This is a genomic window from Microcoleus sp. AT8-A3, assembly GCF_036705675.1.
GTDB lineage: Bacteria > Cyanobacteriota > Cyanobacteriia > Cyanobacteriales > Microcoleaceae > Microcoleus.
The window spans coordinates 10,176-34,022 of the sequence record NZ_JAUBVD010000019.1; the positions used below are offsets into that span (position 1 = coordinate 10,176).

Genomic DNA, 23,847 nt, shown 5'->3' on the forward strand with positions numbered 1-23,847 from the left:
CCTTGCAATTAGAAGACTTTGCCTGCTCTAGCTCCCCCCTTTTTAAGGGGGGCTGGGGGGGATCGAGAGGATCTGGGAGACGACGGTTAGATCCCCCTAAATCCCCCTTAAAAAGGGGGACTTCCAGAGGAGTTCCCCCCTTGCAATTAGAAGACTTTGCCTGCTCTAGCTCCCCCCTTTTTAAGGGGGGCTGGGGGGGATCGAGAGGATCTGGGGAAGAAGTCATCCCCGCAGCAGGCAAAATCTCGCACAACGCCCGATAAATTTCACAATCCTGGGAATAGAGACGATAAGCCTTCAGCATCGCCTCAGCCGCTTTCTGATATTCCCCCGTATGGAACAAGCACCGCCCATAGGAATACCAACCCCTAGGATGATTCGGGTGTTCCTCAGTAAACCCTTCCAACACCGCAACCCCGTTAGCCGACTCCCCTCGGAAAAGGTGATAATATGCCAGCAACTCGCGGGCATCCGCCGCATCAGGAGCCTGTTGCAGCAAAGAACTAATTATTTTTTTAGTCTGTTTGCCTTCCTCACCCGATACCAATCTCATCCGGCAACGAGTATCCGCCAGTCGTTTGAGCGCTCGGAAATCACCCGGAGCCACCTCTAGCGCTTTGCTCAACCGCCGCTGCGCTTGGCGCACATTCCCCACCGCATGACTCGCGTCATAGCTGTCAATCAGCGCTACAACATCATCTGGCTGAAGGGACAAAACCGTATCAAAGGCTCGCAAAGCTGCAACCGCATCCCCTCTCCCCCTTTGCACCTGCCCCAAGGCCAGCCAGTGAGCCGCATTATCTGGTTCAAGGGTTGCCGCCGACTCAAAAGCGAGTATCGCGGCTTGAGTGTCATTTCTACAGAGTGCGATCGATCCGCTGATATGCTGCCGAGTCGCCTCATTGCGTGCATTGGCCGAGGCACTTTCATAAACCGCTACTGCCTCAACCTCTCGTCCCATAAGCTGCAAGAGTTTCCCCAATTGCAACCGCACGCCAATCAATGGTTGCTGCCGATCGATTACTTGGCGATACTCCTCAACCGCCTGCTCAATACGACCCATTGCATACAGCAGATTCGCCAATTCCAACCGTTTCTTCCATCCCGAAGGATACTGCTGCACGTACTCACTTAATGTTTTCAGCTTCTGGTCAATTCGGGCTGGCTTTTCGTCTAAAACTAGGTAAGCATTCAACTCCACCCCAGAGGACTGAGTGAGGGATACCACCCGGAGTGCAGTGTTTCTAGACATATTGCTGTTACCTGATAATTAATTGTCTCGCCAATGTTCTGAGGGATGGGGGCGATCGAGTCGGATGCGATCGTTTCATCGGATTGTAGGGGCAATTCCCCTGCGTCAAGCGAAGCTATCCCGTAGGGAATCGCCCCACCATCTTGACGCGGTAGGCACGGGGGCACTACCCCTACAGCAAAATCATCCCCGATCGAGGCAACGTCCCCCTTTTGAGACGACTCGGAGGAATCTAACAAACCATCATCCAACCCTGACAAATACCTGCTCAAACGCTTTTGCAGAATTTCTCGTGCCTGTTGAATGCGCTTGTAAACGTTATTGAGCGAGAGAGCAAGTTTTTGGGCAATATCTTGATAGGCAATCTGGTGGCAGTAACGCAGAATAAACGGATTGCGTAATCGAGAAGGAAGAGTATCAATAGCGCGGCGAATGTACTGTCCCAACTCATGATGTAGAAGTGCTTCTTCAGGAGAGTTCAAACCAGAAATAAATGCTGAGCTTCCTGTAGCAGCTACTTCTTCAATATCCTCCATTTGCATTGCTTTCCGGCGACGTTCTCGGTGTATATCTATACAGAGATTATGGGTTAAGCAAAGTAGCCAAGCTCGGAGGTTGGTGATTTTTTCGGCATAGTCTGGTAACTTATCCCAAGCTTTGAGCATGGCGCGACTGAGCACCTCTTCGGCATCAGTAGGATTCCCTCCCATCCACTTGACACAGCAACGGTAAAGATAATCTCGATTCTGCTGCCATAGCTGCCAAAATGCTTTCTCTATATCTTCAGGACAATACCGAATGTCTGTTGCAATAAGTGATTGAGAATTTGACATGATTTTAAAGGTGGTGAAAGATAGATGTGAAGGAACATTTTTCTGTTACTTTTTTCGTTGCACCCCAATCCCGCAAACATCTAGCTGAGTCTAGTCTGAGTATTTATCCGGCTAAAGATTGGATTCAGTGTCCTTAGCCAATATTCAAGGTTTATTGTTGTCAGGGTGATTCATGAATCACCCCGATTCAAGCCAATCAAGCAAAAGGAACCGAGAACAAGACACCGCCCTCGGTATAAGGCGCTTGCAAAGGGCTAACAGGAATACCCGGGAAGTTGCGAGCGGTCATTTCGCTATAGTTCCCCACTGCGGAAATCGCATTCAAAGCAAAATTATTCGACAAACCCAGACTTTCACCCACATTTCCTTCCACTCCCAAAAAGCGGCGAACAACTGGATCTGAGCTATTGATTTCCTGGCGCACATTTTCTGAAGTTAAACCCAGTTCTAACGCTTCATAAAGAGAATAAGTAACGCCAGAAACCACATCCTTCCACTGGGATTGATTCTCGTCCACCACCATTGCTAAAGGCTCCTCTCCCAAGACTTCTGGAAAGGGCTGATGCTGGTCTCGCTGCTCTGGGGGTAAGGTGAGAAGACGAGAGATAATCAGACCTCCATCGCCGGTGAGCGCATCCAATTCGCCCTTGATATAACTATCAAATAGGGTCTGGAAGCTATCTAAGGCTACGATTTCCGCATTAATACCCGAAGCACTCAGTTTTTCTCGCAGAGTTGCCTCAGAAGTGGTATTTGCACTCACGCCAATTCGGCGACCTGCAAGCTGTTCAAAAGAGGTAATTCCGCTGGCGGTTGGTGTTACTACAAATTGAGCATCGTAAGTATTAATGGGGGCAAAATCTACCCCCAGCAAAGCATCCCGCTTGAGGTTGTGGGTGGCATTGCGGCTAGTTACATCAACGATGCCATTGGCGACATCGCTGAAGCGCTGAGCCCCCGTTTTCTGAATTACGAATTCCACTGCGTTGGGGTCGCCAAATAGGGAAGCTGCTAGTCCCCGACCCAAATCCACATCAAATCCGGTTAAATTGCCGTTGGGGTCAGCAAAACCCAGTCCAGGTGCATCATTTCTCACCCCAACGCGCACGAAACCCCGGTCTAAAACTTCCTCTAAAACGTTGCGGTTGTCGTTATTTACTAAGGGTACACTTAATTCGTCAGTCCCCGAAAAGGGTGGATAATAGAGCAGTCCCCCAGGCTCGACAAACATTAGTTCATTGAGCTGGCGCGGCAGCACTTCGGGATTGAAATTGCGATTGTAAATCTCTTCGTAATTACCAATTTGTTGGATAACTTTCAAGGCAAAATCATTTTTGAGTCCCAAAGATTCTCCTAAATTCCCTTCCACGCCTAAAAAGCGCTTACTGGCGGAATTTCCATCAAGAAATTCATTCACATTCTGGGAGTTAATGCCAAAGAATTCGGCTTGGATGGGAGCGTTGACCGCCCACCGCACCACATCAGCCCATTCAGACTGATTTTCCGGCACGATGAGTGCTAAAGGCTCTTTGGAAATGGCTTCATCCAGGATGACTTGATTTCCCGGATTGGATAAGGTGGGAATGCGATTGCTCAGCACCCCGCGATTAATCGAAACTGCACCGATTTGTCCCGCATCGTAAGCGCCAAACAGAGCATCTTGTGAGGGGAAAGTTTGGATGTTGAGGGCGATTCCGGCACGTTGAGCGGCATCTATTAAATTTTGCCCAGAGCGCGTTCCTGCTAATACGCCGATGGTTGTTCCTGATAACTGGTTAACAGAACTAATTCCACTATTACCACGCACCAATACCGCTTGAGTGTCGAAGAAAACGGTAGGCGAATAATCTACTCCTAAACTGGCATCGCGGAGCACAGATTGAGTGGGCAAAGTGGCGGCGATATCCACTGCGCCACTGGCAACACTATTAAAGTCTTCACCGGCTTTGACGACTGCGAATTCTACTGCATTCGGGTTCCCAAACAAAGCAGTGGCAATGGCGCGACTAAAATCAATGCCAATCCCACTAAAAGAACCGTCGGCTTCCCGGTTGCTAAATCCGATCGCATCCTCGTTAACTGCAACCCGCACAAACCCGCGCTTTAAGATTTCTTGAAGTTGAGATCCTGTGGGTGTGGTACTGGCAACGGGCGATCGACCTTCAGCCGCTCCAAACCGCGCATAATGTTCAAATCCGCTTGAGAAACTACCGTTGGCCACTGCTGCTGCTACCTGGGGGTTAGCATCTAGATAAAATTGCTCGTTGAAGGAAATTTGTGGGTTTCTTTTTTCAATAAAACCAAACTTTACCCAATGCTCGAAGCCGTTGGGAATAATGCCTGAAGCTACGGCTTGTGCCACGTCGGGATTTTCTTGCAGGTAGGTAGTTTCGTTGTAGTTAAGGATGGTCATAATCCTGGTAATTAGATAATTTGTGTGTTCAATTAACAGGGGTTCCGATCAATTCTTATTTCTGCTCCAACCGCAGCCTATTTCGGCACGTTGCTATTGTTGGATGGTTTTGTTAAGCAATAGGTGAATTATGCTATTGCTGTTGTGTTAACCGAGCGATCGCTTTGACTTGGAAAACAGCTAAGTGCACCCACTTTCTTCCATATCTTTCAGCATTTTTCAAAAAGAGCGTTGCATATTTGCGGGATGGTTTTGAATTTTATCAAAGCTGAAAACCCTTATTTTTCCGGCGGGATCTTCGATCGACCCTACAAGATTCATCCCAAAATGATGCAATGCTTTTTCTTGAGGCTGTATCCTTTCCATATCTCTATCATCGCTCCCCTCCCCTACCCCTGTCAGTCGGAAAAGTCGGATCGTAAAGTCGGAAAAGTCGGACGCCCTGGTTTTACTATCTATCTTTAGATGGAGCAGATCGACAGCATGACTGGCACTGTTATCTGTCTTTTGGTAGATGCTATTAATAGTATGTTGGGAATATAGGCATAAAGCAAGTCGGAAAAGTCGGATCATAAAGTCGGAAAAGTCGGATCTTTGCCTAATGGGCATATTTCTGAGTGAGGGGTACACTATCACGCGCTAAAATACATCAGTGATAATACTGAAAATTAATGGAATTGTCGGCGCTAATCGGCGGATGTTTTTATCTAACCATATAAAAACTAATTAAGGCTTGTCTTTTGGATAAATACAAGCCTTGGTAGTGAGTTATACGGTTCTCCGCTAGGTAGCGAACTCAGATTTATGAAAAATGAACCCGTTTTTCAGATTTGTTAACAGCTTTATATATTTCAAAGAGTCGATGTCGTAGGCGTCGAGGGGGTGGCAAGCAACTTAAAAGCCTTGTAGTGACAAGGGTTTAAGCCGATCGCCATCACAAAGAATTAGGGGGGCGCGATCGCTACTTTTGCTTCGACAAGGTAAAATGAGGATCGGGGGCGATCGTCCAGGAGCGTAAGTGTCAATAAGTCTGTCATAATCACTATTAGGAATTTCTCCACCGACTTACTACGGTGTATAACTCAAAGCTAGGGTGCAAAACTGAAAAACCTTACCCGATGAGATTGATTTGTATATGACTTTTGAAGAAGCCCTAGAATTTCTAGAATCAGCCTTAGAGTCCAAAACCAGTAAACCGTTAAATTTTCTTGAGCAGGAAATCTTAAAAGCTGCTTGGAAAAACGCAACTTATAGTGCTGTTGCTGACAGCTTGTACCTCAGCATAGGACATATCAAAGATTTAGCAGCCATCCTGTGGCACCGGCTTTCAGACGTAATGGGAGAAAAAGTTACGAAGAATAACTTTCGCTCTCTGCTAGAGAAGCAAAACACCACAAGTGAGTTCGCCGATGCCAAAGGCGAAGGCAAACTTATGGCGATGGCTGCGGCTGAAACAAGTGACATCAATCAATTAGAAACTCCCAAAGGTAACATCTTAATTGTTGATGACCTCCCAGAAAATCTGCGTTTTCTAACAGAAATTCTCACTAAAAATGGGTATAAAGTTCGCTGCGTAACCAATGGTGCGATGGCCTTGAGAACAGTTCGCAATCATCCCCCCGATGCTATATTGCTGGATATTAAAATGCCAGATATAGACGGCTATCAAGTCTGCGAAGCCCTCAAATCCGATGAAAAAACCTCAGAAATTCCGATTATTTTCTTAAGCGCACTTGACCAAGTATTTGATAAAGTCAAAGCTTTTAAGGTAGGAGGAGTTGACTATATCTCTAAACCTTTTGAGCCGGAAGAAGTGCTAGTTCGCCTCGATACTCAGGTCACTATCCAGCAGCAAAAACGCCAGCTTAAAGAAGCAATCGAGCGACACCAGCAAACCGCAGAAATTGCCTACCAATCTCGCAGCCTGCTGGCAAATTTGCTAAATTCATCTCTGGATGGAATAGCCGCAGTGCAGGCGGTGAGGGGAGATATCGCTGGAGAAATTGAAGATTTTCGCTGCTTGGTAGTTAACCCTGTCTTTGCCAGACTCTTAGGGAAAAAACGAACAGAACTCGCGGGGGAACCCGTGCTCAAAAAACTGTTTAATCAATTAAGTCCCGGAGTCTTTGATTTATTAGTAGAAGTTGTTGAGACTGGAGAATCGCTTGAAGGAGAGGTTCATCTAGAAAGTGATTACCTGGGCAAATGCTATTATTTCACTGCTGTTAAATTGGGAGACGGTTGCTCAATTACCATCCGCGACCTTACAGACTTAAAACTGTCGGCATTAAAGTCAATGATGGAACAGAACCAACCCCGTGCTATCAAATAGCATAAACGGGGCTTACGCAATCTTACCCAGAAACCGGGTTTTTTAGCGAATCAACGGGCTGCAACGCGTCTTTTCGTCAGGATTTACGCACTCCGACGCCTAGAAACCGGGTTTTTTAGCGAATCTAGGGACTTTAACCAAGTATTATCGTAAAAAAACCCGGTTTCTGACCACCCGTGTGTAATTCCTAAAAATATCATCATTCACCAACCAAGGATTCAGTTAAATCGAGAATCTTCTCAAACTGAAACCTCGTCACCCAATTTCTGAGAGTTTGAAGCTCGAAAGCGTGAGATTCAGGAATCTCCTCAAGGAGTTGACAAACTAATTCCGCATCAGCGTCCATAGCTGCTTCATATAATTTTACTATCCATTCTTTTGACATCGCTGCTAATAAATCCGTGAAATTTAACGATTCTCCAGTCACATTAGAAGGGGGAGATGGTAGCTCTTGCTCCTGATAAATATAAAGGACGCCCAAATGTTTAGTCATGATGTCAAAGATGGCCTCTGTGTGGAACGGTTTTCGCACAAAATCATCACAACCAGCCGATAAAATAACTGCCTTTTCTTCTTCCCACACGCTAGCAGTAATAGCAATAACAGCAGTAGCTTGACCTTTGATAGTGCCTTTAATGCGTTTCGTGGCTTCATAACCATCCATAACGGGCATTCTCATGTCCATCCAGATCAGATGAGGTGAGTAGGAATCCCAAATTGCAAGCGCTTCAATACCGTTACTCGCTTCTTGCACTTCAAAACCAACAGGTTTGAGGAGTTTAACTAACAGTTGCCGATTGTAATCTCGATCGTCCACCACGAGGATGCGATATTGGGGTTGGTTAGGCGCTAGCGCAACGACGCGACGACTTTGGGGTTGATTTTGAATTGTGCTGGCATCAGCGATGCCCACAGGAATGTCAAATTTAAATGTTGTACCCGTTGTGTCTTCTAAAAATTCCTTGAGAGGCATTCCAGGGGTGAAAGCTTTACCGTGACTAATGACTGTTATTTCACCTCCCATCAAGCGGACAAATTGACGGCTAATCGTCAGTCCTAATCCGGTTCCTTGCTGCACTTTTTGACCGGATGCTGTTTGCACGAAGGGTTTGAATAGATTCTCCATTTCCTCTACTGCAATGCCAATTCCCGTATCTTTTACTTCAAAGGTAATGGTTGTTGATTGTGGGTTGTTGGTTGTTTTAGTTTCGGCTTCTATTGGGGTTTTTACCTGTTTGTTTTTTACTTTTAAATACACACTTCCAAAAGCGGTAAACTTAACGGCATTACTGATTAAATTAATCAGCACTTGCCGCAACTTAATTTCATCAGCGTAGATATATTTAGGAACATCGGCAGCACATTCAAATCGTAAGTCTAAGCTTTGAGCGATGGCTTTTAAGGCAAACATATCCTCAATTTCAGCTAAAAAATGATGAAGGTTCAAATTGTTTTTAGATACCGTCATGCGTCCAGCTTCAACTTTAGAAAGGTCAAGCACCTGATTAATTAGAGATAATAAATGCTCTCCACTGCGCTGAATGATGTTAAGGTTCTCTTTTTGTTCAGTTAACAGATTGGTATCCTGATTCATCAGTTGCGAAAAACCCAGAATGGCATTCATGGGAGTTCGCAATTCGTGGCTCATGTTGGCAAGGAAAATGCTTTTGGCGAGGTTGGCGGCAACGGCTGCTTCTTTGGCTCGTTCGAGTTCTGCTTCAACTTTTTTGCGCTCACTAATTTCCTGTTCTAAGCGGACATTTTCGATCAGCGTTTTTTGTGCCTGCTTGCGATCGCTAATATCTTGAAAAGCTGCGATCGCGTACTCTACATTACCCGTCTCATTGAAAATTGGCGTACTCGTTGCTTCTACAAAAATGCTCCCGTCGCTGTGGTGGAGTTCCAAGTCATCCGCCTGAGCTTTTTCACCGCCAAGCGATCGCACCAGGGGCAACTGTTCGACTGGATATATCTCCCCTGTCCCTGCCCGATAAATGTGATAGGTTTTTGAGAGTTGCTCGATTTCGGCTTTTGGTAAATCTTGAATATTCAGTAACTGCTGTGAAACTGGATTGGCGTAAACCAGTTGTCCTTTGGCGTCGTGAACGGAGATGCCTAGAGGTATAGCATTGAGGAATTTATTCAGGCGATTTTGGGTAGATTGTACCTGAGTATAGAGTCTAGCGTTGGTAAGGGCGATCGCCGCTTGACTTGACAGCAGTTTAATTAGTTCTAGGCGATCGGGTGTAAAAACCCCATCTGCTAAATTATTTTCCAAGTAAACAATTCCAATTAATTGCCCTTGATTGATCAGAGGGGCGCACAGGATAGACTTGGGCTGCTGTGTTTTGATATAAGCATCTTGGGTAAATCTGCCTTCACGGGAAACATTGGTTTCAATCAATCCTTCCTGAGTCCTTTCAACATAGTGAATAATCGACAAAGGCAAACAGGTTTCTATAGGAGTCGATTGCAAAACCATCACCCGATCTGAGTTAGCCTCACCTGAAGCTTCGACTCGCAGTTGTCCTTGAGACTCTAAAATTAGATAGCCAGTTTGTGCACCGCAGCTTTCCAGCAGGATTTTCATCAAAGTGGTGAGGAGTTTATCTAGCTCAATTTCACTGGCAATTGCCCCAGATGCTTTCATCAATGCTGCCAAATCCAGCGTTTCACCTGAAATGCTGTTAGATGTATCAGACAGGATGTTGCGAGATTTATCCGAAAAATTGGCTTTCGTAAAACGCTTTAAAAGTTCTGGATACTGTTGTTTCAAATCAGTCATTTTAGCTGTTGCACCCCAACGTAAATAACAGTAGTAAGCATTTGTCATATAGGCTCGGGCAACTTGCTCTTTTCCCCAAGCGAGGTAGAATTTGGCAGCCAGTTCATTAGCCAAAGCCTCTTCGTTGAGGTACTCATGTTCTTTCGCTAAGGCAATGGCGCGATCGTAGTAGTCGATCGCCCTAGCATTTTCCCCCAAAACTCGATATCGCTCTGCCTCCACTAGATAGAATTTATGGAGGTGAGTCATCGGAGCAAAGTCCGCCCATTTCTTGATGTTTTTCTGATTGACTTCCACCTTCTGGAGGATGAGTTTTTGCTCGGATTTTGGTGCGTCAGAATAGATAGCCAGATAAACTAAAGAATTGTAGAAATGGTAGAGAGGAATAGTACCTACAGCGCTATCGCTATATTTTTCTGCTGATTTAGCATTTTCTATAGCTTGCTGATAGTCTTGAAAAAGATAGCAGAGAAATAGCTTGTAAAAATAGACCGAGCGACAAAGATTTTGAGCATTCGCCTCTCGATGCAGGGGTAACATTTTTGTTTCGTCATAGCTTTCACCGATTAAACGGCATTTATCTTCAGCCTGTCCCATCAAATTCAATAAAACCTGTCGATTTAGTTGGTTATAGTAATATGATGTTTCTTGCTTCAGTTGGCTGAGGGTATTACTGTACATTGCCATCTCTGCCTCGACTGTTGCCAATTCCTTCCCCAATACATAGGAATGATAGCAGTATACACAAACTGAATAAGCTGCATATTCTAAGTCTCCAGTCTCTAGGGCGATCGAGTAAGCATTCTGCAAAGGGTTTAAAGTTTCCCTAAGATGCTCTTTCCAATGTTTGACAAAGTAATTAACAATAAATATGGTGCGGGCTGTAAGTTCTTTAGTATTAAACTTATCGAGGAGCAAGATAGCAAGTTTCCCAAATTGATAACCAGTCTCAATGTCTCCTACGGTTTCCCCAGACAGAATTAGTCCGTAAGTAGCATAGGCACAAGAAGACACAGAAGTATTTCCGTATTTGATTGATAAATTGACCTGTTTAAACGCAATTAACGGTAGCAATTCAGGTCGGGCTAAATGGGCCGCCGAAAGTATACTTGATAGGATACGCATTGCTGCCAGTTTATCAGGATTAGTCATCACTGGTAGGTCGATTAATTTTTCAACTGGCTTCCCTACTAAACTTAACTTTGTCTTCATCAGTTCAAATAAAATATTTAATTTTGTTGGTTTTTTGGGAAAACGGATACCCAACAACTTTAATACTGAAAGTGCCGTATCTATCGCTTCTAACGGTTTGTTTTGTGCTGTATAGGCTTGAATCTTGACTTCATAGACTTTCACTTTGTCCAGCAATGAAGTAGCTTGTTGAAGCACTAGGTCAGCCAATTTTTCCATGTCCTGAACGTGGCCACTCAAGATAGCAGCTTCTACTGTTTCCACATACAGTGCCAGAGTTAGGTCATACTGACAAAGCCAACTATCTGCACTCAAGCAATTTATACCAATTATTAAGTAATTCCAGGCGGGTTTCCAAGCTGCTGATGCCTTCGCTTTTTTGCCAGCAATCAGATTTAATTGAGCAAGTTTATCTTTTTCTAACTCGATGTCAATTGCTTCAATACCGAAGTTGAGTTGATTGACAATATCAAAAATCTTTTGTTGGAGTACCTGTGGTGGGGTATTTTCTAACAACAGTTGCCCGACTTTCCAGTGAACCGCTTGCTTGTCGTCAGGGGGAATTAGGGAATAGGTGGCTTGCTGAATGCGATCGTGAGCAAATTTATAAATAATTTTTAAGTCATTCGCCTCTCTGTTTGTTTTCAGAAATTTGTAATCATCCCCAACGGGTAAAATCAATCCTGCTTGAATGGCATTCCATAATTCATCAGCCGTTTGTTTTGGAGAAGTTTCATTAATTATTGAAAGAGTTAGTAAATCAAATTGGTTGCCAATGCAAGCGGCTAATCGTAAAATTTTTTGTGCAGATTCTGATAAGGTTTGAATTTGCTCTGCCATGAACTCAACAACGTTATCAGTAATATTCCTAGTTATAATTTGCTCTAAATCCCAATGCCAAGCCCCAGCATTCAAATCAAAAGTCAGCAATTGCTCTGTATAAAGTGACTTGAAAAACTCTTTAATAAAAAAAGGATTACCTTGTGTTTTTTGCCAAACCAACTCGGCTAATCTTTGCGTAGGAACCCACTCGGTTTTCAGCGTATCCGCAATGAATTCATTAACCTGGTTTAAATTTAAGGGTGAAAGGGAGAGATGATTAATTACTACTCCCTGCTTTTTCATTTCAGATAAAGTCAGCATTGCAGGATGAGTTGCAGTGACTTCGTTATCTCGATAAGCTCCGATTACAAACAGATATTGAGTAGTAAAATCTGTCATTATCAACTGGATCAATTGCAACGTAGCGCTGTCTGTCCACTGAAGATCGTCTAGAAATAGGACGAGAGGATGTTCTTTTTGGCAAAAAACTTGAATAAATTTTTGAAAAGCTAAATTAAACCGATTTCGTGCTTCTGTTGCGGGTAATTCGGGGACGGGATTCTGTTTGCCAATAATCAGTTCAACTTCGGGAATGACATCAATAATAATTTGTCCATTGCTTCCTAATGCCCGTCGAATCTTTTCTCGCCACTGTTGTAATTGCCCTTGAGTTTCTGTGAGTAGTTGTCGCACCAATTCTTGGAAGGCAGCAACTAAAGCTTGATAGGGAATATCGCGCTGCAACTGGTCAAATTTACCTGCAATAAAGTAGCCGCTTTTTTGAGTGATGAGCTTATACAATTGCTGAACTAAAGCTGATTTCCCAATACCAGAGTATCCAGAAATTAGCATGAGTTCAGTTTGTCCTTGTACGGAGAGATTTTGTGACTGAGTTGTCGTTGGGTTACTCAGATTATTTGCTAAACCAGCCCCTACTTGTTTTTCTTGTCCCGACGCTACACGATCAAATGCACTCAATAATGACTCAATCTGTGATTCTCTTCCGTACAGTTTTTGAGGGAGTTGCAATTTAGGAGAAATATCTTGGTATCCCAATAAAAAAGATTGAAATTTACCATTTATCAATTGAGCCAGACAAGTTTTTAAATCGGCCTTAATTCCCCAAGCACTCTGATATCTATATTCTGCGTTTTTTGCCATTAATTTCATGACAATTTCTGATAAACTCAAGGGGATGCTTGGATTTATTTTATGAGGTGAATTCGGTTGTTGGGCAATATGGCAATGGACTAATTCAAGTGCATCGACGGATTCAAAAGGCAACTGGTTGGTTAGCAGTTCATAGAAAGTAACGCCGAGAGAATAAAAGTCGGTGCGGTAGTCTAGTGAGCGGTTCATCCTGCCTGTTTGTTCAGGAGATATATAAGCCAATGTCCCTTCTAGAAGATTAGGACTTGTGAGGCTGGGATTCTCTTGGCATAGGATGGTAGATAAGCCAAAGTCAATGATTTTTATTTGTCCTGTTTGAGGATTCAAGACAATGTTAGATGGATTGATATCTTTGTGAATGACCTTTTTTTGATGAACTTTGCCTAACGCATCTGTGATTTGGATGGCTAGGTGGAGAAACTCTGGTAATCCCAAGGGACGGCTATCCAGCAGGATTTTTAAGGACTCTCCTCCAAAATCTTCCAACAACATGAGTTGTGTGTTATCGTATTTTCGCAGTTCGTAGGCTTTAATCGTTTCCTCTAGGTTGAGAAGGCGAGTGATTTCGTATTCCTGCTGATAGCGGTAGAGTTCGGCTGGTGTGGGATAATCCTCTTTGAGGAGTTTCAAAATCAAAGGTTGCTGATTTGATTTGAGGATGCCTCGGTATACGAGGGAATTCGCACTTTCGTAGATTTGGCTGACTATTGTGATATCTGGCAGTGAAATCATGTTGGGAATTATTGCTGCCTAAAAAAAATAAGTATACCAATAAATATAACATGGCTAGGAGCGGGTGAGAGCAGCAGTAAACTCGCTGCGAATATAAATCCTTGCCTTACACCCCTTATAACTTCCGATCTTTTATTATTGCTTTTTTGCTCTGGACTTACTTACGCTATATAGCAATCCTAAATCATTTGCATAATTATTGTAGGGGCAATCCGACCCCTACTCCCCGTGGTTGCCCGATAGATAGGGGGTAGGCACGGGGGGTAGGGGTAGCACTACCCCTACAAATTTATCTGAATCATTTAGGATTGCTATATTATATGTAGCGTACAAGTGTACTGGCACTTGAAGCGTCTAGGTACTGTGCGATCGCCCCAACTGAAAAATTTCGGAACGGATAATAATTAATGATAAAATAGCTTAAGGATTCAGCTCCCCAATTGTGGTAATCTGACAACCATTCACTTTCCTTCTCGATCGAGTGCGTGCAGCTATGCGAATCGGTAAAAATTTACCAAAGTTTCGGCTTTTCACTATGGCGTTATTTTTCGCAGTATCGCTGTTAATCAAAGTTACTAAATTTCACAATTATTTCGGCATCAACCGCGCCGATCCCGAAGTGAAAGTTGTTGCCCTCACCTACGAGGACGGGCCATATCCTCCCTATACAAATCAGCTTTTAGATATCTTAGACCGCTATCAAGTTAAAGCAACTTTTTTTGAAATCGGCCGCAATATTGAGAAACATCCAGAAATCGTGAAAATGATTGTCGCGAGGGGAGATGAGTTGGCAAACCATTCTTACTCTCACAAATCGCATTTGCCATGCGGATCGCGCCGCAATATCATCTAATTCAGGCATCAAAGTCGGAACTAAAGCTGCCCGAAACTGCATCGGTACAGTAGAGTTACTAGCAATTTCTTTAACCAGTTCCAGGAGCAAAACGAGGTTGTTAGTGGCTTCCAGGAGGCGAGAACCGGGGAGAAGGGCGATCGTCCGAACTGCGGGAATTAACTGCAAATCTTTGCCCGTAGAATTGAGGTTGTCCATGACAGGATTGCCGACAAACTGAGCTTTCTTTAAACCCTGTCGGTTTAAGTCAGCAGCAGTCAAAGCATCTCTAGTAAAAACGGCCAGACATTTCTCTGAGCAAAGCAACTGCCACAAGATTAAACCCAAATCGACTCGCCCCTCGTAATAACTAGAATGAGCCGACAGAAAAATTATATAGGGGCAGTTGCTGGCATGGGCGATCGCCCCGGCGACAATATCCCCAGTGGCCACGTGGCCACCACCAAATCGCAGCGGCGCGAATGCGTCCAAACAGCTTGCAATTGCTGCCAAGTCAAAGCAATCAGCCCCGCCCCAATATCTTTGAGGAAAAACAGGGGATTCATGTAAAAAACTCCCCCAGACGGCATTTGACTGGTGGGCCCAATAATTGGCACGGTCGATCGGCTGTAAGCAGCCCCGTCAATCGATTTTAGATTTTAGATTTTAGATTTTAGATTGACTTGCGCGAGATAAATGCGGGGGCTTGAGGATTTTCGATTTTGGATTGATTCCACGGATAAATCACGTGGCGGGTACCACATGAAGAAATTCGTGGTCACCGACAACCGGCATCGCCGAAACATCAACATCCGCGCCAGATGCTCTCAAAGCTTTGAGAATTTGACAGTTAATCGCGTCTTCCCCGTGCCCGTTGCTGAGGAAAAGTATCCCCTTCGATTTCATATAATCAGAATACAATCAGAATCAGTGCCGAGCTTTTTTAAAGACAGCCGTGCGATAGCTAAACTCGGGCGGGCTAACTTTTTGTTAGTCTAATTTAAATACATTGTGGAAGTGAAACAGCGTGAATATTGAAATTGGGCGGGGCAAAAGCGCTCGCCGAGCTTACGGCATAGATGAAATTGCGCTTGTACCCGGACAGCGCACCCTCGATCCGAGTTTGGCAGATACCAAGTGGCAGATTGGCGGGATCGATCGAGAAATCCCGATCATCGCCAGCGCCATGGATGGAGTAGTCGATGTCCGCATGGCGATTTTGCTGTCGGAATTGGGAGCAATGGGCGTGCTCAACCTAGAAGGAATTCAAACCCGCTATGCCGACCCCCAGCCAATATTAGAGCGCATCGCCAGTGTGGGGAACCACGAATTTGTTTCCCTGATGCAGCAACTCTATGCCGAACCCATCAAGCCAGAATTAATTGACCTGAGAATTAAAGAAATTAAAGCTGGAGGAGGGATTGCCGCCGTCAGCGGTACACCGGCTGCTGCGAGCAAATACGGCCGGGCGGTTGCTGAATCGGGAGCCGATATATTTTTTGTGCAAGCAACAGTAGTCTCGACAGCTTTCCTTTCCCCTGAAGCGATCGCACCTCTAGACTTAACTAAATTCTGTCAAGAGATGCCGATCCCAGTAATTTTGGGCAACTGCGTCACCTACGAAGTCGCCCTGAATTTAATGAAAACTGGCGCTGCGGGCATTCTCGTGGGCATTGGGCCGGGGGCTGCTTGCACATCTAGGGGCGTATTGGGTGTCGGCGTTCCCCAAGCCACAGCGGTAGCAGACTGCGCCGCCGCGCGGGACGACTACTATCGCGAAACTGGCAAATACGTGTCGGTGATTGCTGACGGCGGTTTAATTACCGGCGGCGATATCTGCAAGTGCATTGCCTGCGGTGCCGATGCAGTGATGATTGGTTCGCCCTTTGCCAGGGCCGCCGAAGCTCCTGGCCGCGGCTTTCACTGGGGGATGGCGACTCCCAGCCCGGTTTTGCCGCGGGGCACTCGGATTCGCGTGGGGACTACGGGTACTGTGGAGCAAATTTTGCGCGGGCCTGCGGTACTAGATGACGGTACGCACAACTTGCTCGGAGCTCTGAAAACTAGCATGGGCACCTTGGGCGCTAAGGATCTTAAGGAGATGCAGCAGGTGGAAGTGGTAATTGCTCCTTCTCTGCTGACTGAGGGTAAAGTCTATCAAAAAGCTCAGCAGTTGGGCATGGGTAAGTAGATTTACCGATCGAATACCAGCATACCTTGACAAAATTTGTTCCACAGTCTCGAAATTTACAGAATATTGTGGAATTATCGAGAAGGAGATGTCACAATAGAAGAAGCGGAGACGCATGTTTCCGTTCACTCCTCACACCACACTCCGCCCGGACTACTGTTCGGGCGGTTCCTTTTTTGCCGGAAATCTTGGCTCTTGCTTACTAGATACACAACTGAGGCTTTTACCTCCGGAGAGGGGGAGAGGGGGAGAGTCTGGGGGTGGGAGAATTTTTTTTCTACATAAGTGCATTCTGCCTTGGGAAACATCAGTGCCTTGTTCCTTAAGGAATGAGAATTAAATAACTTCCAGTCTTGAAAGTGGGATGGGCTCTTATAGCCCGTCCAAAAAAGACGGGCTATAAGAGCCCATCCCACAATAACAATTAAAATTGTAAGTTATTTAATTCGCGATCCTCAGAAACCTTGTGCCTTCTTCCTTCTACCGTCTTCCCTCTTCCTTCTTCGTTCAGAAGCCTTCTCTTGAAATCGTTGACCGAAAGCAGACTCAGGACTGGTGAAATAAAAAACCTGTATCCGAGGAAACTTGCCGAACGTATTTATCCGTGGGGTCAATTCTAAAATCTAAAATCTAAAATCTAAAATCTAAAATCTAAAATCTAAAATCGATTGACGCAAGTGGTTACACTTTTTGCTAGACTTGTTATCCGAGAAATAGTATTTACAAGGATGGCTAGGGATGTCAGCAGCCGCGCAAGTAACCGACTCTACCTTTAAGCAGGAAGTGCTCGATAGCGAAGTTCCAGTTCTAGTGGATTTTTGGGCTCCCTGGTGCGGGCCCTGTCGGATGGTGGCGCCCGTCGTAGACGAAATTGCCCAGCAATATGAAGGGCAGGTCAAGGTAGTAAAAGTTAATACCGACGAGAATCCTAACGTCGCCAGCCAATACGGTATCCGCAGCATTCCGACGCTGATGATATTTAAGGGCGGTCAACGTGTGGATATGGTAGTTGGGGCAGTTCCGAAAACTACTCTGGCCAACACTCTGGAAAAGTACATTTAACTGAACTGCGAGGGGTTTCGCGCTGTTCTTTGTGGGCCGCGAAAGCTAACTCGCTTCAGAACCGGGGCTAAGCTACGGGAAAAGTTATTAGTACCCAGCAGAGCAATTTGCTGGTGGCTATTGGCTTCTAACTTTGGCTTGCCCCTTAATTTTTAGTCGCGACAATTTGTTACCGTTTCGGAAAAATTCATGATTCCTTCTGGGTATGGTCAAGGTTTTGAGTCTCTCCAAGCTGAAGTGATGGAGTTGCTCGATCGCTTGCCAAAGTTGAAGCACTCTGAGTGGATCGAACGATCGCTCTCTACTATAGTGCAAATGGCCGGAGAGGATCTCGATCGGCTAGACTGGAAAATTATTGCGGCGTCGCTCCGAGATATGGAGAACGCTTTTGAGATGTTTTATCCTTACCGCCACGTTCGCAAAATTGTGATTTTTGGTTCGGCGAGGGTGTCACCGCAATCTGTGGAATATTTGATGGCCAGAGACTTTGCGCGGGCGATGGCCCAGCAGGGTTTTATGGTGATTACTGGCGGCGGCGGGGGAATTATGCAGGCGGGGAACGAGGGGGCGACTGCTGAAGGTTCTTTTGGGCTGAACATTCAGTTACCTTTTGAGCAGAGTTCTAATCCTTTCATTGCCGGCGATCCCAAATTGCTCAATTTTAAATATTTTTTCACTCGTAAGTTATTTTTTCTCCGGGAGAGCGATGCTTTGGCTCTGTTTCCGGGCGGTTTTGGCACTCTGGACGAGGCTTTTGAGTGTCTGACTTTGACTCAAACTGGCAAGTTCGGGCCGGCTCCTTTGGTATTGATCGATCGACCCGGAGGAGATTATTGGCACGATTGGAATTATTTTGTGCAAAAACAATTGCGGGGCCGGGGCTTGATTTCAGTCAACGATCGCAGCCTGTATACGATTACTGACGATGTAAATGTCGCTTGCGAGGCGATCGGTAGTTTTTATCTGGTTTATCACTCCTGCCGCTACGTGCGCGAAAAACTGGTAATTCGTTTGAAAACAGAGCTTTCTGAGGAGAATGTCGATCGGCTAAATACTGATTTTAGCGATATTGTCGTCACCGGAAAAATTGAAAAAACTCAAGCTTTGGAACCGGAAATAGGAGATGCAACTTTCGATCTGCCGCGCCTAGTTTTGCATTTCAACCAGCGGGATTTAGGGCGGCTTTATCAGCTAATTGCTACCATCAATCAAATGGGTGCAGCTTCGCCGGCTGCGGCGCATCCAGAAAAAAAGTAGTCATTAGTCATTAGTCAACAGTCATTAGTCAACAGTCATTAGTCAACAGTCATTAGTCATTAGTCATTAGTCTGTTGGGGCGGGTTTCACGAGAAATATTTCTAACTTACTCAGGGGATAAATAAACCCGCCCCTCTGATGGAGATAAATTTGACCACGAATTTCAAAGGTTGTACAAACCCCCGCATTTATCCGTGGAATCAATCCAAAATCGAAAATCGAAAATCCTCAAGAAAGAGCATTTATCTCGCGCAAGTCAATTCTTTAATCTAAAATCTAAAATCTAAAATCGATTGACTACTAACTCAAAATGCTAGACCTGCTGCTAATTGCAATTTTGGGATTTCTCGGCAGTTTCGGTCACTGCGCGGGGATGTGCGGCCCGCTGACAATGGCGTTTTCTCTTTCTAATTCCCGCAACGATAAATTAGCTGCTTTCCGCTTTCATTTGCTGCTAAATTTGGGGAGAATTGCTGCTTACGCTTTGGTGGGTGCAGCAATTGGCGGAGTGGGTTCGGTGTTAATTGCTGGCGGACTTTTGGCAGGTACGGGCAGCGAATTTCGGCGGGCGATCGCACTTCTCACGGGCACGATGCTGATTTGGTTCGGAGTAGTGCAAATTAAACCGAACTTGCTGCCGAGATTGCCGCTGCTGCACCCAATGTCGCACGATCGAGTCGGACAAGCAATGAGCAAGCTTTCGGCACAAAAAAAATGGTGGGTGCCAATTGCTTTGGGTTTGCTTTGGGGTTTGATTCCCTGCGGTTTCCTATACGCGGCGCAGATTAAGGCGGCGGAAACGGGAAATTCGGTTTTGGGTGCGGCGACGATGCTGGCTTTTGGACTCGGCACCTTGCCAACTATGCTGGGAGTGAGTTTTTTTGCTGGCAGATTGAGCGCGGACAAGCGCAGTCAACTGTTTCGTGCGGGTGGGTGGGTGACGGTGGCGATCGGGATTCTTACCTTGCTGCGAACCGATGAAATGGTTGATTTTACGGGCCACGCAGCGCTGCTGTGCTTGATGCTAGCACTGTTGGCGCGTCCGGTTAGCAAGTTTTTGCCGCAACTGTTGCGCTACCGCCGCGCCTTGGGTGTGGGCGCGTTTGTCCTCGCAGTCGCCCACACGTTTCATATGCTGGATCATACGCTGAAATGGAATTTTGATGCTGTGTCCTTCATGTTGCCGCAGCATCAGTTGGGAATGGCGGCGGGGATGACGGCGCTACTGTTGATGTTGCCGGCCGCGGTTACAAGTGTCGATCGTATTCAAAACTATTTAGGCCAACTGTGGCGAATCCTTCACCTGTTAAGCGTTCCAGCTTTCTTGTTGTGCGCTGTACACGCGGCACTCATCGGTTCCCACTATCTCGGCGGTTTTGAATGGAAGTTGCACAATCAACTGCTGACAGCCGTGTTAGCGGTGGTTGCGGTGTTAGTTACGTTTGTGCGATCGCGCTTGTTTTGGTCAGTTTTATCACTAGAAAATTTCTATGTTTCACCTGTCAAACAAAAGTAAAACTTTAGGATTGTTAGTATTTTTGGGATTGCTAATTGAAGCAGAAATTCCCAGTGATCAGCAGTTAAACTCAATTTCAGTTTTAGCGCACGAAGTCGAAGTATCGGGAGATGTAGCAGCTACCTTTCACCTAGAACCCAACCACAATCCCCGCGCCGGACAGCCTGCGAAAGTGTGGTTTGCCCTAACTCGCAGGGGCGGTCAAATTATCCCACTAGAGCAGTGTAATTGCAAATTAGCAGTTTATCCGAAAGAGCGCAAAGAAGGAGATAAACCCCTGATGCAGCCGCCTTTAAAAGCCATCTCTGCGGAAAAATATCAAGGAATACCGGGAGCAGATATCGTGTTTCCCAAGGCGGGGATTTACGAACTTGAATTGAGCGGAACAGCCAAAAACAAAGCTAATTTTAAACCCTTTAAACTGAGTTATACGGTCACGGTTCGCTAAGATAATCTTTCCCTCACCGAACATCAATCTTGTAGGGGCGGGTAAACCTGCCAATAAATGCCTAAAACCCACAATCTCATAAACCCGCCCCCACCCAACTAAGATAATCTTTCCCTCACCGAACATAAATTTTGTAGGGGCGGGTTCACCGAAAATAAATGCCTAAAACCCACAATCTCATAAACCCGCCCCCACCCAACTAAGATAATATTTCCATCACCGAACATAAATCTTGTAGGGGCGGGTTCACCGAAAATAAATGCCTAAAACCCACAATCTCATAAACCCGCCCCCACCCAACGACAAAGCAGAATCTACCTATCTTAACATACAAAAAAAATACAACCGAAATCTGTATAAAACCTTAAAAGTTGCCAACTCTACAAAATGTCATAAATTTTTACACTACATTATAACCAGTGTCCATTATGTAATTTGTGCAAGCTAACCTCTTTTGAACTGAGCAAAGGATATAACGATGGATATCTTATCTAACACCGTGGCGCTATCACGGATGCAATTTGCGCTAACCGCCATATTCCATATGCTGTGGCCAGTTCTGACTACGGGAATGGGAATTTATCTGGTAATTGTTGAAGGAATGTGGCTGAAAACTCGCAATCCTGACTACTACCATCACGCTCGTTTTTGGTCTAAACTCTACGTCCTCAACTTCGGTATTGGAGTAGCTTCAGGCATTCCGATGGAATTTCAGTTTGGCACGAATTGGGCACCATTTTCCGAAGCAGTTGGTGACTTTTTTGGCAGCATTTTAGGCTTTGAAGCTTCAATGGCATTTATGTTAGAAGCCGGCTTTTTAGGCATTATGCTGTTTGGTTGGGAGCGCGTTCACCCGATCGTCCATTATTTCGCTACAATCATGGTAGCCTTCGGCGCTAACCTATCCACAGTATGGATTTTAGTCGCTAACTCTTGGCTGCAAACTCCAGCAGGCGGAGAAATGGTCAATGGCAAGTTTATTGTCAGCGATTATTTTCAAGCAATTCTGAACCCGTTCGCATTAAACAGCATTCTCCATATGTTTTTTGCGACGTTAGAAACTTCGCTGTTTGTCATTGGGGGAATTAGCGCTTGGTACATTCTCAATCAGCGCAACCAAGCCTTTTTTTCCAAATCTTTAAAAATTGCCATAGCCACCGCCATCGCCGTTGCACCTTTGCAGATATACATCGGACATTTGAGCGCCGAACAAGTTTATCACTACCAACCAACTAAATTAGCAGCAATCGAAGCTAAGTGGGAAACTTCACCAGCGGGAGAGTCAGCCGATTGGACTTTGCTAGCTTTACCTAATGAAAAAGCCCAAAAAAATGACTGGGAAATTAGCGTACCCAACGGCTTAGGATACGTTCTGGAATTCAAACAAAAACTCTCCGAACCCGTACTCGGATTGAAGGAATGGAAGCCAGAAGATAGACCCCGGATGGTGGGTTTAATCTACTATTGTTTCCGCATCATGTCCGGGATTGGATTCTTCTTTTTAGGACTGATGCTGTTCAGTATAATTCAGTGGATGCGAGGCAAACTTTCTGCTGAAAATATCGCCAGTCAACCTTGGCTGATGCGCGCTTGGGTATTAGCTGCTCCCCTGGGATATATTGCTGTAGAATCGGGTTGGATTGTGCGCTGTGTCGGCCGACAACCTTGGGCTTTATACGGGCAAATTCGCACTGCTGATGCGGTGTCAAACATCCCCGCCAGCAATGTTTTAACTTCTCTTAGTTTCTTTGCCGTTGTTTACAGCTTTTTGTTTGTTTGTGCCTTGTATTTTGGCAGCCGAATTATCCGCCAAGGGCCTAATTTAACTCTGCCGGTACCGGGATTAGACAATGAACCTGCCATCGAAACTCAACCCGCAGAACACATTCCCGATCAACGTCCCTTAGAAGCACAACAATAGGAGATTTTATGCAAGCTTTGGAGCATTTTCTCCCGCAAGTTTGGTTTGTAGTTTTGGCTTTGTTTCTCCTGCTATATGTCATGCTAGACGGTTTTGACTTAGGAGTAGGCATCCTGTCTCTGACCGCTTCCGACGAGGAACGCCGGGGCATTTTAATGACGAGTTTGGGCAACGTTTGGGATGCGAACGAAACTTGGCTGGTGTTGATGGGAGGCGCTCTGTTTGGCGCATTTCCCCTCGCTTACGGCACGATTTTAACAGCGCTGTATATACCAATTTGCATGATGCTTTTTGGTTTGATATTTCGGGCTGTAGCCTTTGAATTTCGCGAGCATTCTAATCGCAAATTATTCTGGAATTATGCCTTTGGTGCGGGCAGTTTTTTAGCAGCTTTAGCTCAAGGATTTGCCTTGGGTGCTGTGCTCGAAGGCATTGCGGTTGATGAAGCCGGTCATTTTGTGGGTTCTACTTGGGATTGGCTGGATTGGCGATCGATCTTGGTTGCTTTGACGCTGATTCAAGGCTATGTTTTGATCGGTTCAACCTATCTAATTATGAAAACGGAGGGCGAACTGCAAACAAATCACTATCGCACGGCTAAAATTGCGGCGGTGACAACTTTAATCGGAGCGATTTTAATTACGATCGCCACTCCGATTTTTTACGAAAGTGCTAGATCCAGGTTGTTTGAGAAACCGCTAGTTTATGTTTTTGCCACAATTCCTTTGCTGGGAGTGCTGTTGGTAGGACTGTTGCTGAAAAGTCTCGCCAGCAAAGAAGAACGCACGCCGTTTATCTGGACCATTCTAATTTTTTTGCTCACTTTCATCGGCTTAGGATTGATTGTTTTTCCCTACATTATTCCCTCGAAAATCACGATTTACCAAGCCGCTGCTTCGCCCAGCGCCCTGGTATTTATGATTGTGTTCATCGGCTTTCTGATCCCGATTATGATTTTTTACAACATCTACAATTATGTTGTTTTTCGGGGTAAGGTTGTCGGCGGTCACTACGGGGAATAAAGCATAATACAACCGCAAATGTAGGCAAATATACGCAGATAGTATCAAGTTTATATCCGGGTTTATCT

15 protein-coding genes are annotated in these 23,847 nt (G+C 45.3%); 9 read left to right on the forward strand and 6 right to left on the reverse strand.

The genetic code is table 11. The features are described from left to right. From QUB51_RS13625 to QUB51_RS13635, 3 genes are all read right to left on the reverse strand, one after another. Positions 1 to 1,252, reverse strand: a 1,252-nt coding sequence (locus tag QUB51_RS13625) for a tetratricopeptide repeat protein (protein WP_333261429.1), incomplete at its 3' end; no start/stop codon positions are given. Then, a complete protein-coding gene (locus QUB51_RS13630; RefSeq protein WP_333207843.1) occupies positions 1,192 to 2,085 on the reverse strand; it encodes an RNA polymerase sigma factor in 894 nt (297 codons plus the stop codon). The genes QUB51_RS13625 and QUB51_RS13630, both read right to left, overlap by 61 nt. 196 nt (positions 2,086 to 2,281) lie before the next feature. Beyond that, positions 2,282 to 4,498 carry a transporter substrate-binding domain-containing protein gene (locus QUB51_RS13635; protein ID WP_333207842.1) on the reverse strand — a complete coding sequence of 739 codons (2,217 nt, stop codon included), beginning with the start codon at positions 4,496 to 4,498 and terminating at the stop codon, positions 2,282 to 2,284. 1,135 nt (positions 4,499 to 5,633) lie between these two features. On the opposite strand from QUB51_RS13635, the gene QUB51_RS13640 reads away from it, so the two are divergent. Continuing rightward, entirely contained in the window at positions 5,634 to 6,830 is a 1,197-nt protein-coding gene (locus tag QUB51_RS13640) for a response regulator (RefSeq protein WP_333057340.1), read from the forward strand. A gap of 199 nt (positions 6,831 to 7,029) precedes the next feature. Here QUB51_RS13640 and QUB51_RS13645 read toward each other — a convergent pair whose 3' ends face one another. Further along, the gene (locus QUB51_RS13645; protein WP_333261426.1) at positions 7,030 to 13,530 is read right to left on the reverse strand and encodes an AAA family ATPase; all 6,501 of its coding nucleotides are present in this window, start codon (positions 13,528 to 13,530) and stop codon (positions 7,030 to 7,032) included. Between the two features lie 535 nt (positions 13,531 to 14,065). Between QUB51_RS13645 and QUB51_RS13650 the strand changes: the two genes are divergently transcribed. Further along, positions 14,066 to 14,383, forward strand: a complete 318-nt coding sequence (locus tag QUB51_RS13650; RefSeq protein WP_333233738.1) for a polysaccharide deacetylase family protein — start codon at positions 14,066 to 14,068, stop codon at positions 14,381 to 14,383. A gap of 371 nt (positions 14,384 to 14,754) precedes the next feature. On the opposite strand, the gene QUB51_RS13655 is transcribed toward QUB51_RS13650, so the two are convergent. Together QUB51_RS13655 and QUB51_RS13660 are read right to left on the reverse strand one after the other, a co-directional pair. Further along, positions 14,755 to 14,979: a hypothetical protein gene (locus tag QUB51_RS13655; protein WP_333057337.1), complete on the reverse strand. Its 225-nt coding sequence runs from the start codon at positions 14,977 to 14,979 to the stop codon at positions 14,755 to 14,757. Positions 14,980 to 15,106: 127 nt separating this feature from the next. Further along, entirely contained in the window at positions 15,107 to 15,268 is a 162-nt protein-coding gene (locus tag QUB51_RS13660) for a hypothetical protein (protein ID WP_333057336.1), read from the reverse strand. A gap of 121 nt (positions 15,269 to 15,389) precedes the next feature. Between QUB51_RS13660 and QUB51_RS13665 the strand changes: the two genes are divergently transcribed. The 7 genes from QUB51_RS13665 (at position 15,390) to cydB (ending at position 23,779) form a co-directional block, all read left to right on the forward strand. Then, the gene (locus QUB51_RS13665; protein WP_333057335.1) at positions 15,390 to 16,553 is read left to right on the forward strand and encodes a GuaB3 family IMP dehydrogenase-related protein; all 1,164 of its coding nucleotides are present in this window, start codon (positions 15,390 to 15,392) and stop codon (positions 16,551 to 16,553) included. Positions 16,554 to 17,291: 738 nt separating this feature from the next. Continuing rightward, on the forward strand, positions 17,292 to 17,615 hold the full coding sequence (trxA, locus tag QUB51_RS13670) for a thioredoxin (protein WP_006631199.1): 324 nt from the start codon (positions 17,292 to 17,294) through the stop codon (positions 17,613 to 17,615). A 189-nt stretch (positions 17,616 to 17,804) separates the two neighbouring features. Then, positions 17,805 to 18,872 carry an LOG family protein gene (locus tag QUB51_RS13675; protein WP_333057334.1) on the forward strand — a complete coding sequence of 356 codons (1,068 nt, stop codon included), beginning with the start codon at positions 17,805 to 17,807 and terminating at the stop codon, positions 18,870 to 18,872. 310 nt (positions 18,873 to 19,182) lie between these two features. Further along, positions 19,183 to 20,388, forward strand: a complete 1,206-nt coding sequence (locus QUB51_RS13680; protein WP_333057333.1) for an urease accessory protein UreH domain-containing protein — start codon at positions 19,183 to 19,185, stop codon at positions 20,386 to 20,388. Continuing rightward, positions 20,363 to 20,836: a hypothetical protein gene (locus tag QUB51_RS13685; protein ID WP_333261423.1), complete on the forward strand. Its 474-nt coding sequence runs from the start codon at positions 20,363 to 20,365 to the stop codon at positions 20,834 to 20,836. Before QUB51_RS13680 ends, QUB51_RS13685 begins: the two co-directional genes overlap by 26 nt. 478 nt (positions 20,837 to 21,314) lie before the next feature. Further along, positions 21,315 to 22,757, forward strand: a complete 1,443-nt coding sequence (locus tag QUB51_RS13690; protein WP_333056365.1) for a cytochrome ubiquinol oxidase subunit I — start codon at positions 21,315 to 21,317, stop codon at positions 22,755 to 22,757. An 8-nt stretch (positions 22,758 to 22,765) separates the two neighbouring features. Further along, the gene (gene cydB, locus QUB51_RS13695; protein WP_333056367.1) at positions 22,766 to 23,779 is read left to right on the forward strand and encodes a cytochrome d ubiquinol oxidase subunit II; all 1,014 of its coding nucleotides are present in this window, start codon (positions 22,766 to 22,768) and stop codon (positions 23,777 to 23,779) included. The last annotated feature ends 68 nt before the right edge of the window (positions 23,780 to 23,847 follow it).

What these genes read in the sequence shown, in the direction of transcription:
- QUB51_RS13630 (WP_333207843.1), bottom strand. Translation starts at nt 2,085, where the DNA reads ATGTCAAATTCTCAATCACTTATTGCAACAGACATTCGGTATTGTCCT.
- QUB51_RS13635 (WP_333207842.1), bottom strand. Translation starts at nt 4,498, where the DNA reads ATGACCATCCTTAACTACAACGAAACTACCTACCTGCAAGAAAATCCC.
- QUB51_RS13640 (WP_333057340.1), top strand. Translation starts at nt 5,634, where the DNA reads ATGACTTTTGAAGAAGCCCTAGAATTTCTAGAATCAGCCTTAGAGTCC.
- QUB51_RS13645 (WP_333261426.1), bottom strand. Translation starts at nt 13,530, where the DNA reads ATGATTTCACTGCCAGATATCACAATAGTCAGCCAAATCTACGAAAGT.
- QUB51_RS13650 (WP_333233738.1), top strand. Translation starts at nt 14,066, where the DNA reads ATGGCGTTATTTTTCGCAGTATCGCTGTTAATCAAAGTTACTAAATTT.
- QUB51_RS13660 (WP_333057336.1), bottom strand. Translation starts at nt 15,268, where the DNA reads ATGAAATCGAAGGGGATACTTTTCCTCAGCAACGGGCACGGGGAAGAC.
- trxA (WP_006631199.1), top strand. Translation starts at nt 17,292, where the DNA reads ATGTCAGCAGCCGCGCAAGTAACCGACTCTACCTTTAAGCAGGAAGTG.
- QUB51_RS13675 (WP_333057334.1), top strand. Translation starts at nt 17,805, where the DNA reads ATGATTCCTTCTGGGTATGGTCAAGGTTTTGAGTCTCTCCAAGCTGAA.
- QUB51_RS13680 (WP_333057333.1), top strand. Translation starts at nt 19,183, where the DNA reads ATGCTAGACCTGCTGCTAATTGCAATTTTGGGATTTCTCGGCAGTTTC.
- QUB51_RS13685 (WP_333261423.1), top strand. Translation starts at nt 20,363, where the DNA reads ATGTTTCACCTGTCAAACAAAAGTAAAACTTTAGGATTGTTAGTATTT.
- QUB51_RS13690 (WP_333056365.1), top strand. Translation starts at nt 21,315, where the DNA reads ATGGATATCTTATCTAACACCGTGGCGCTATCACGGATGCAATTTGCG.
- cydB (WP_333056367.1), top strand. Translation starts at nt 22,766, where the DNA reads ATGCAAGCTTTGGAGCATTTTCTCCCGCAAGTTTGGTTTGTAGTTTTG.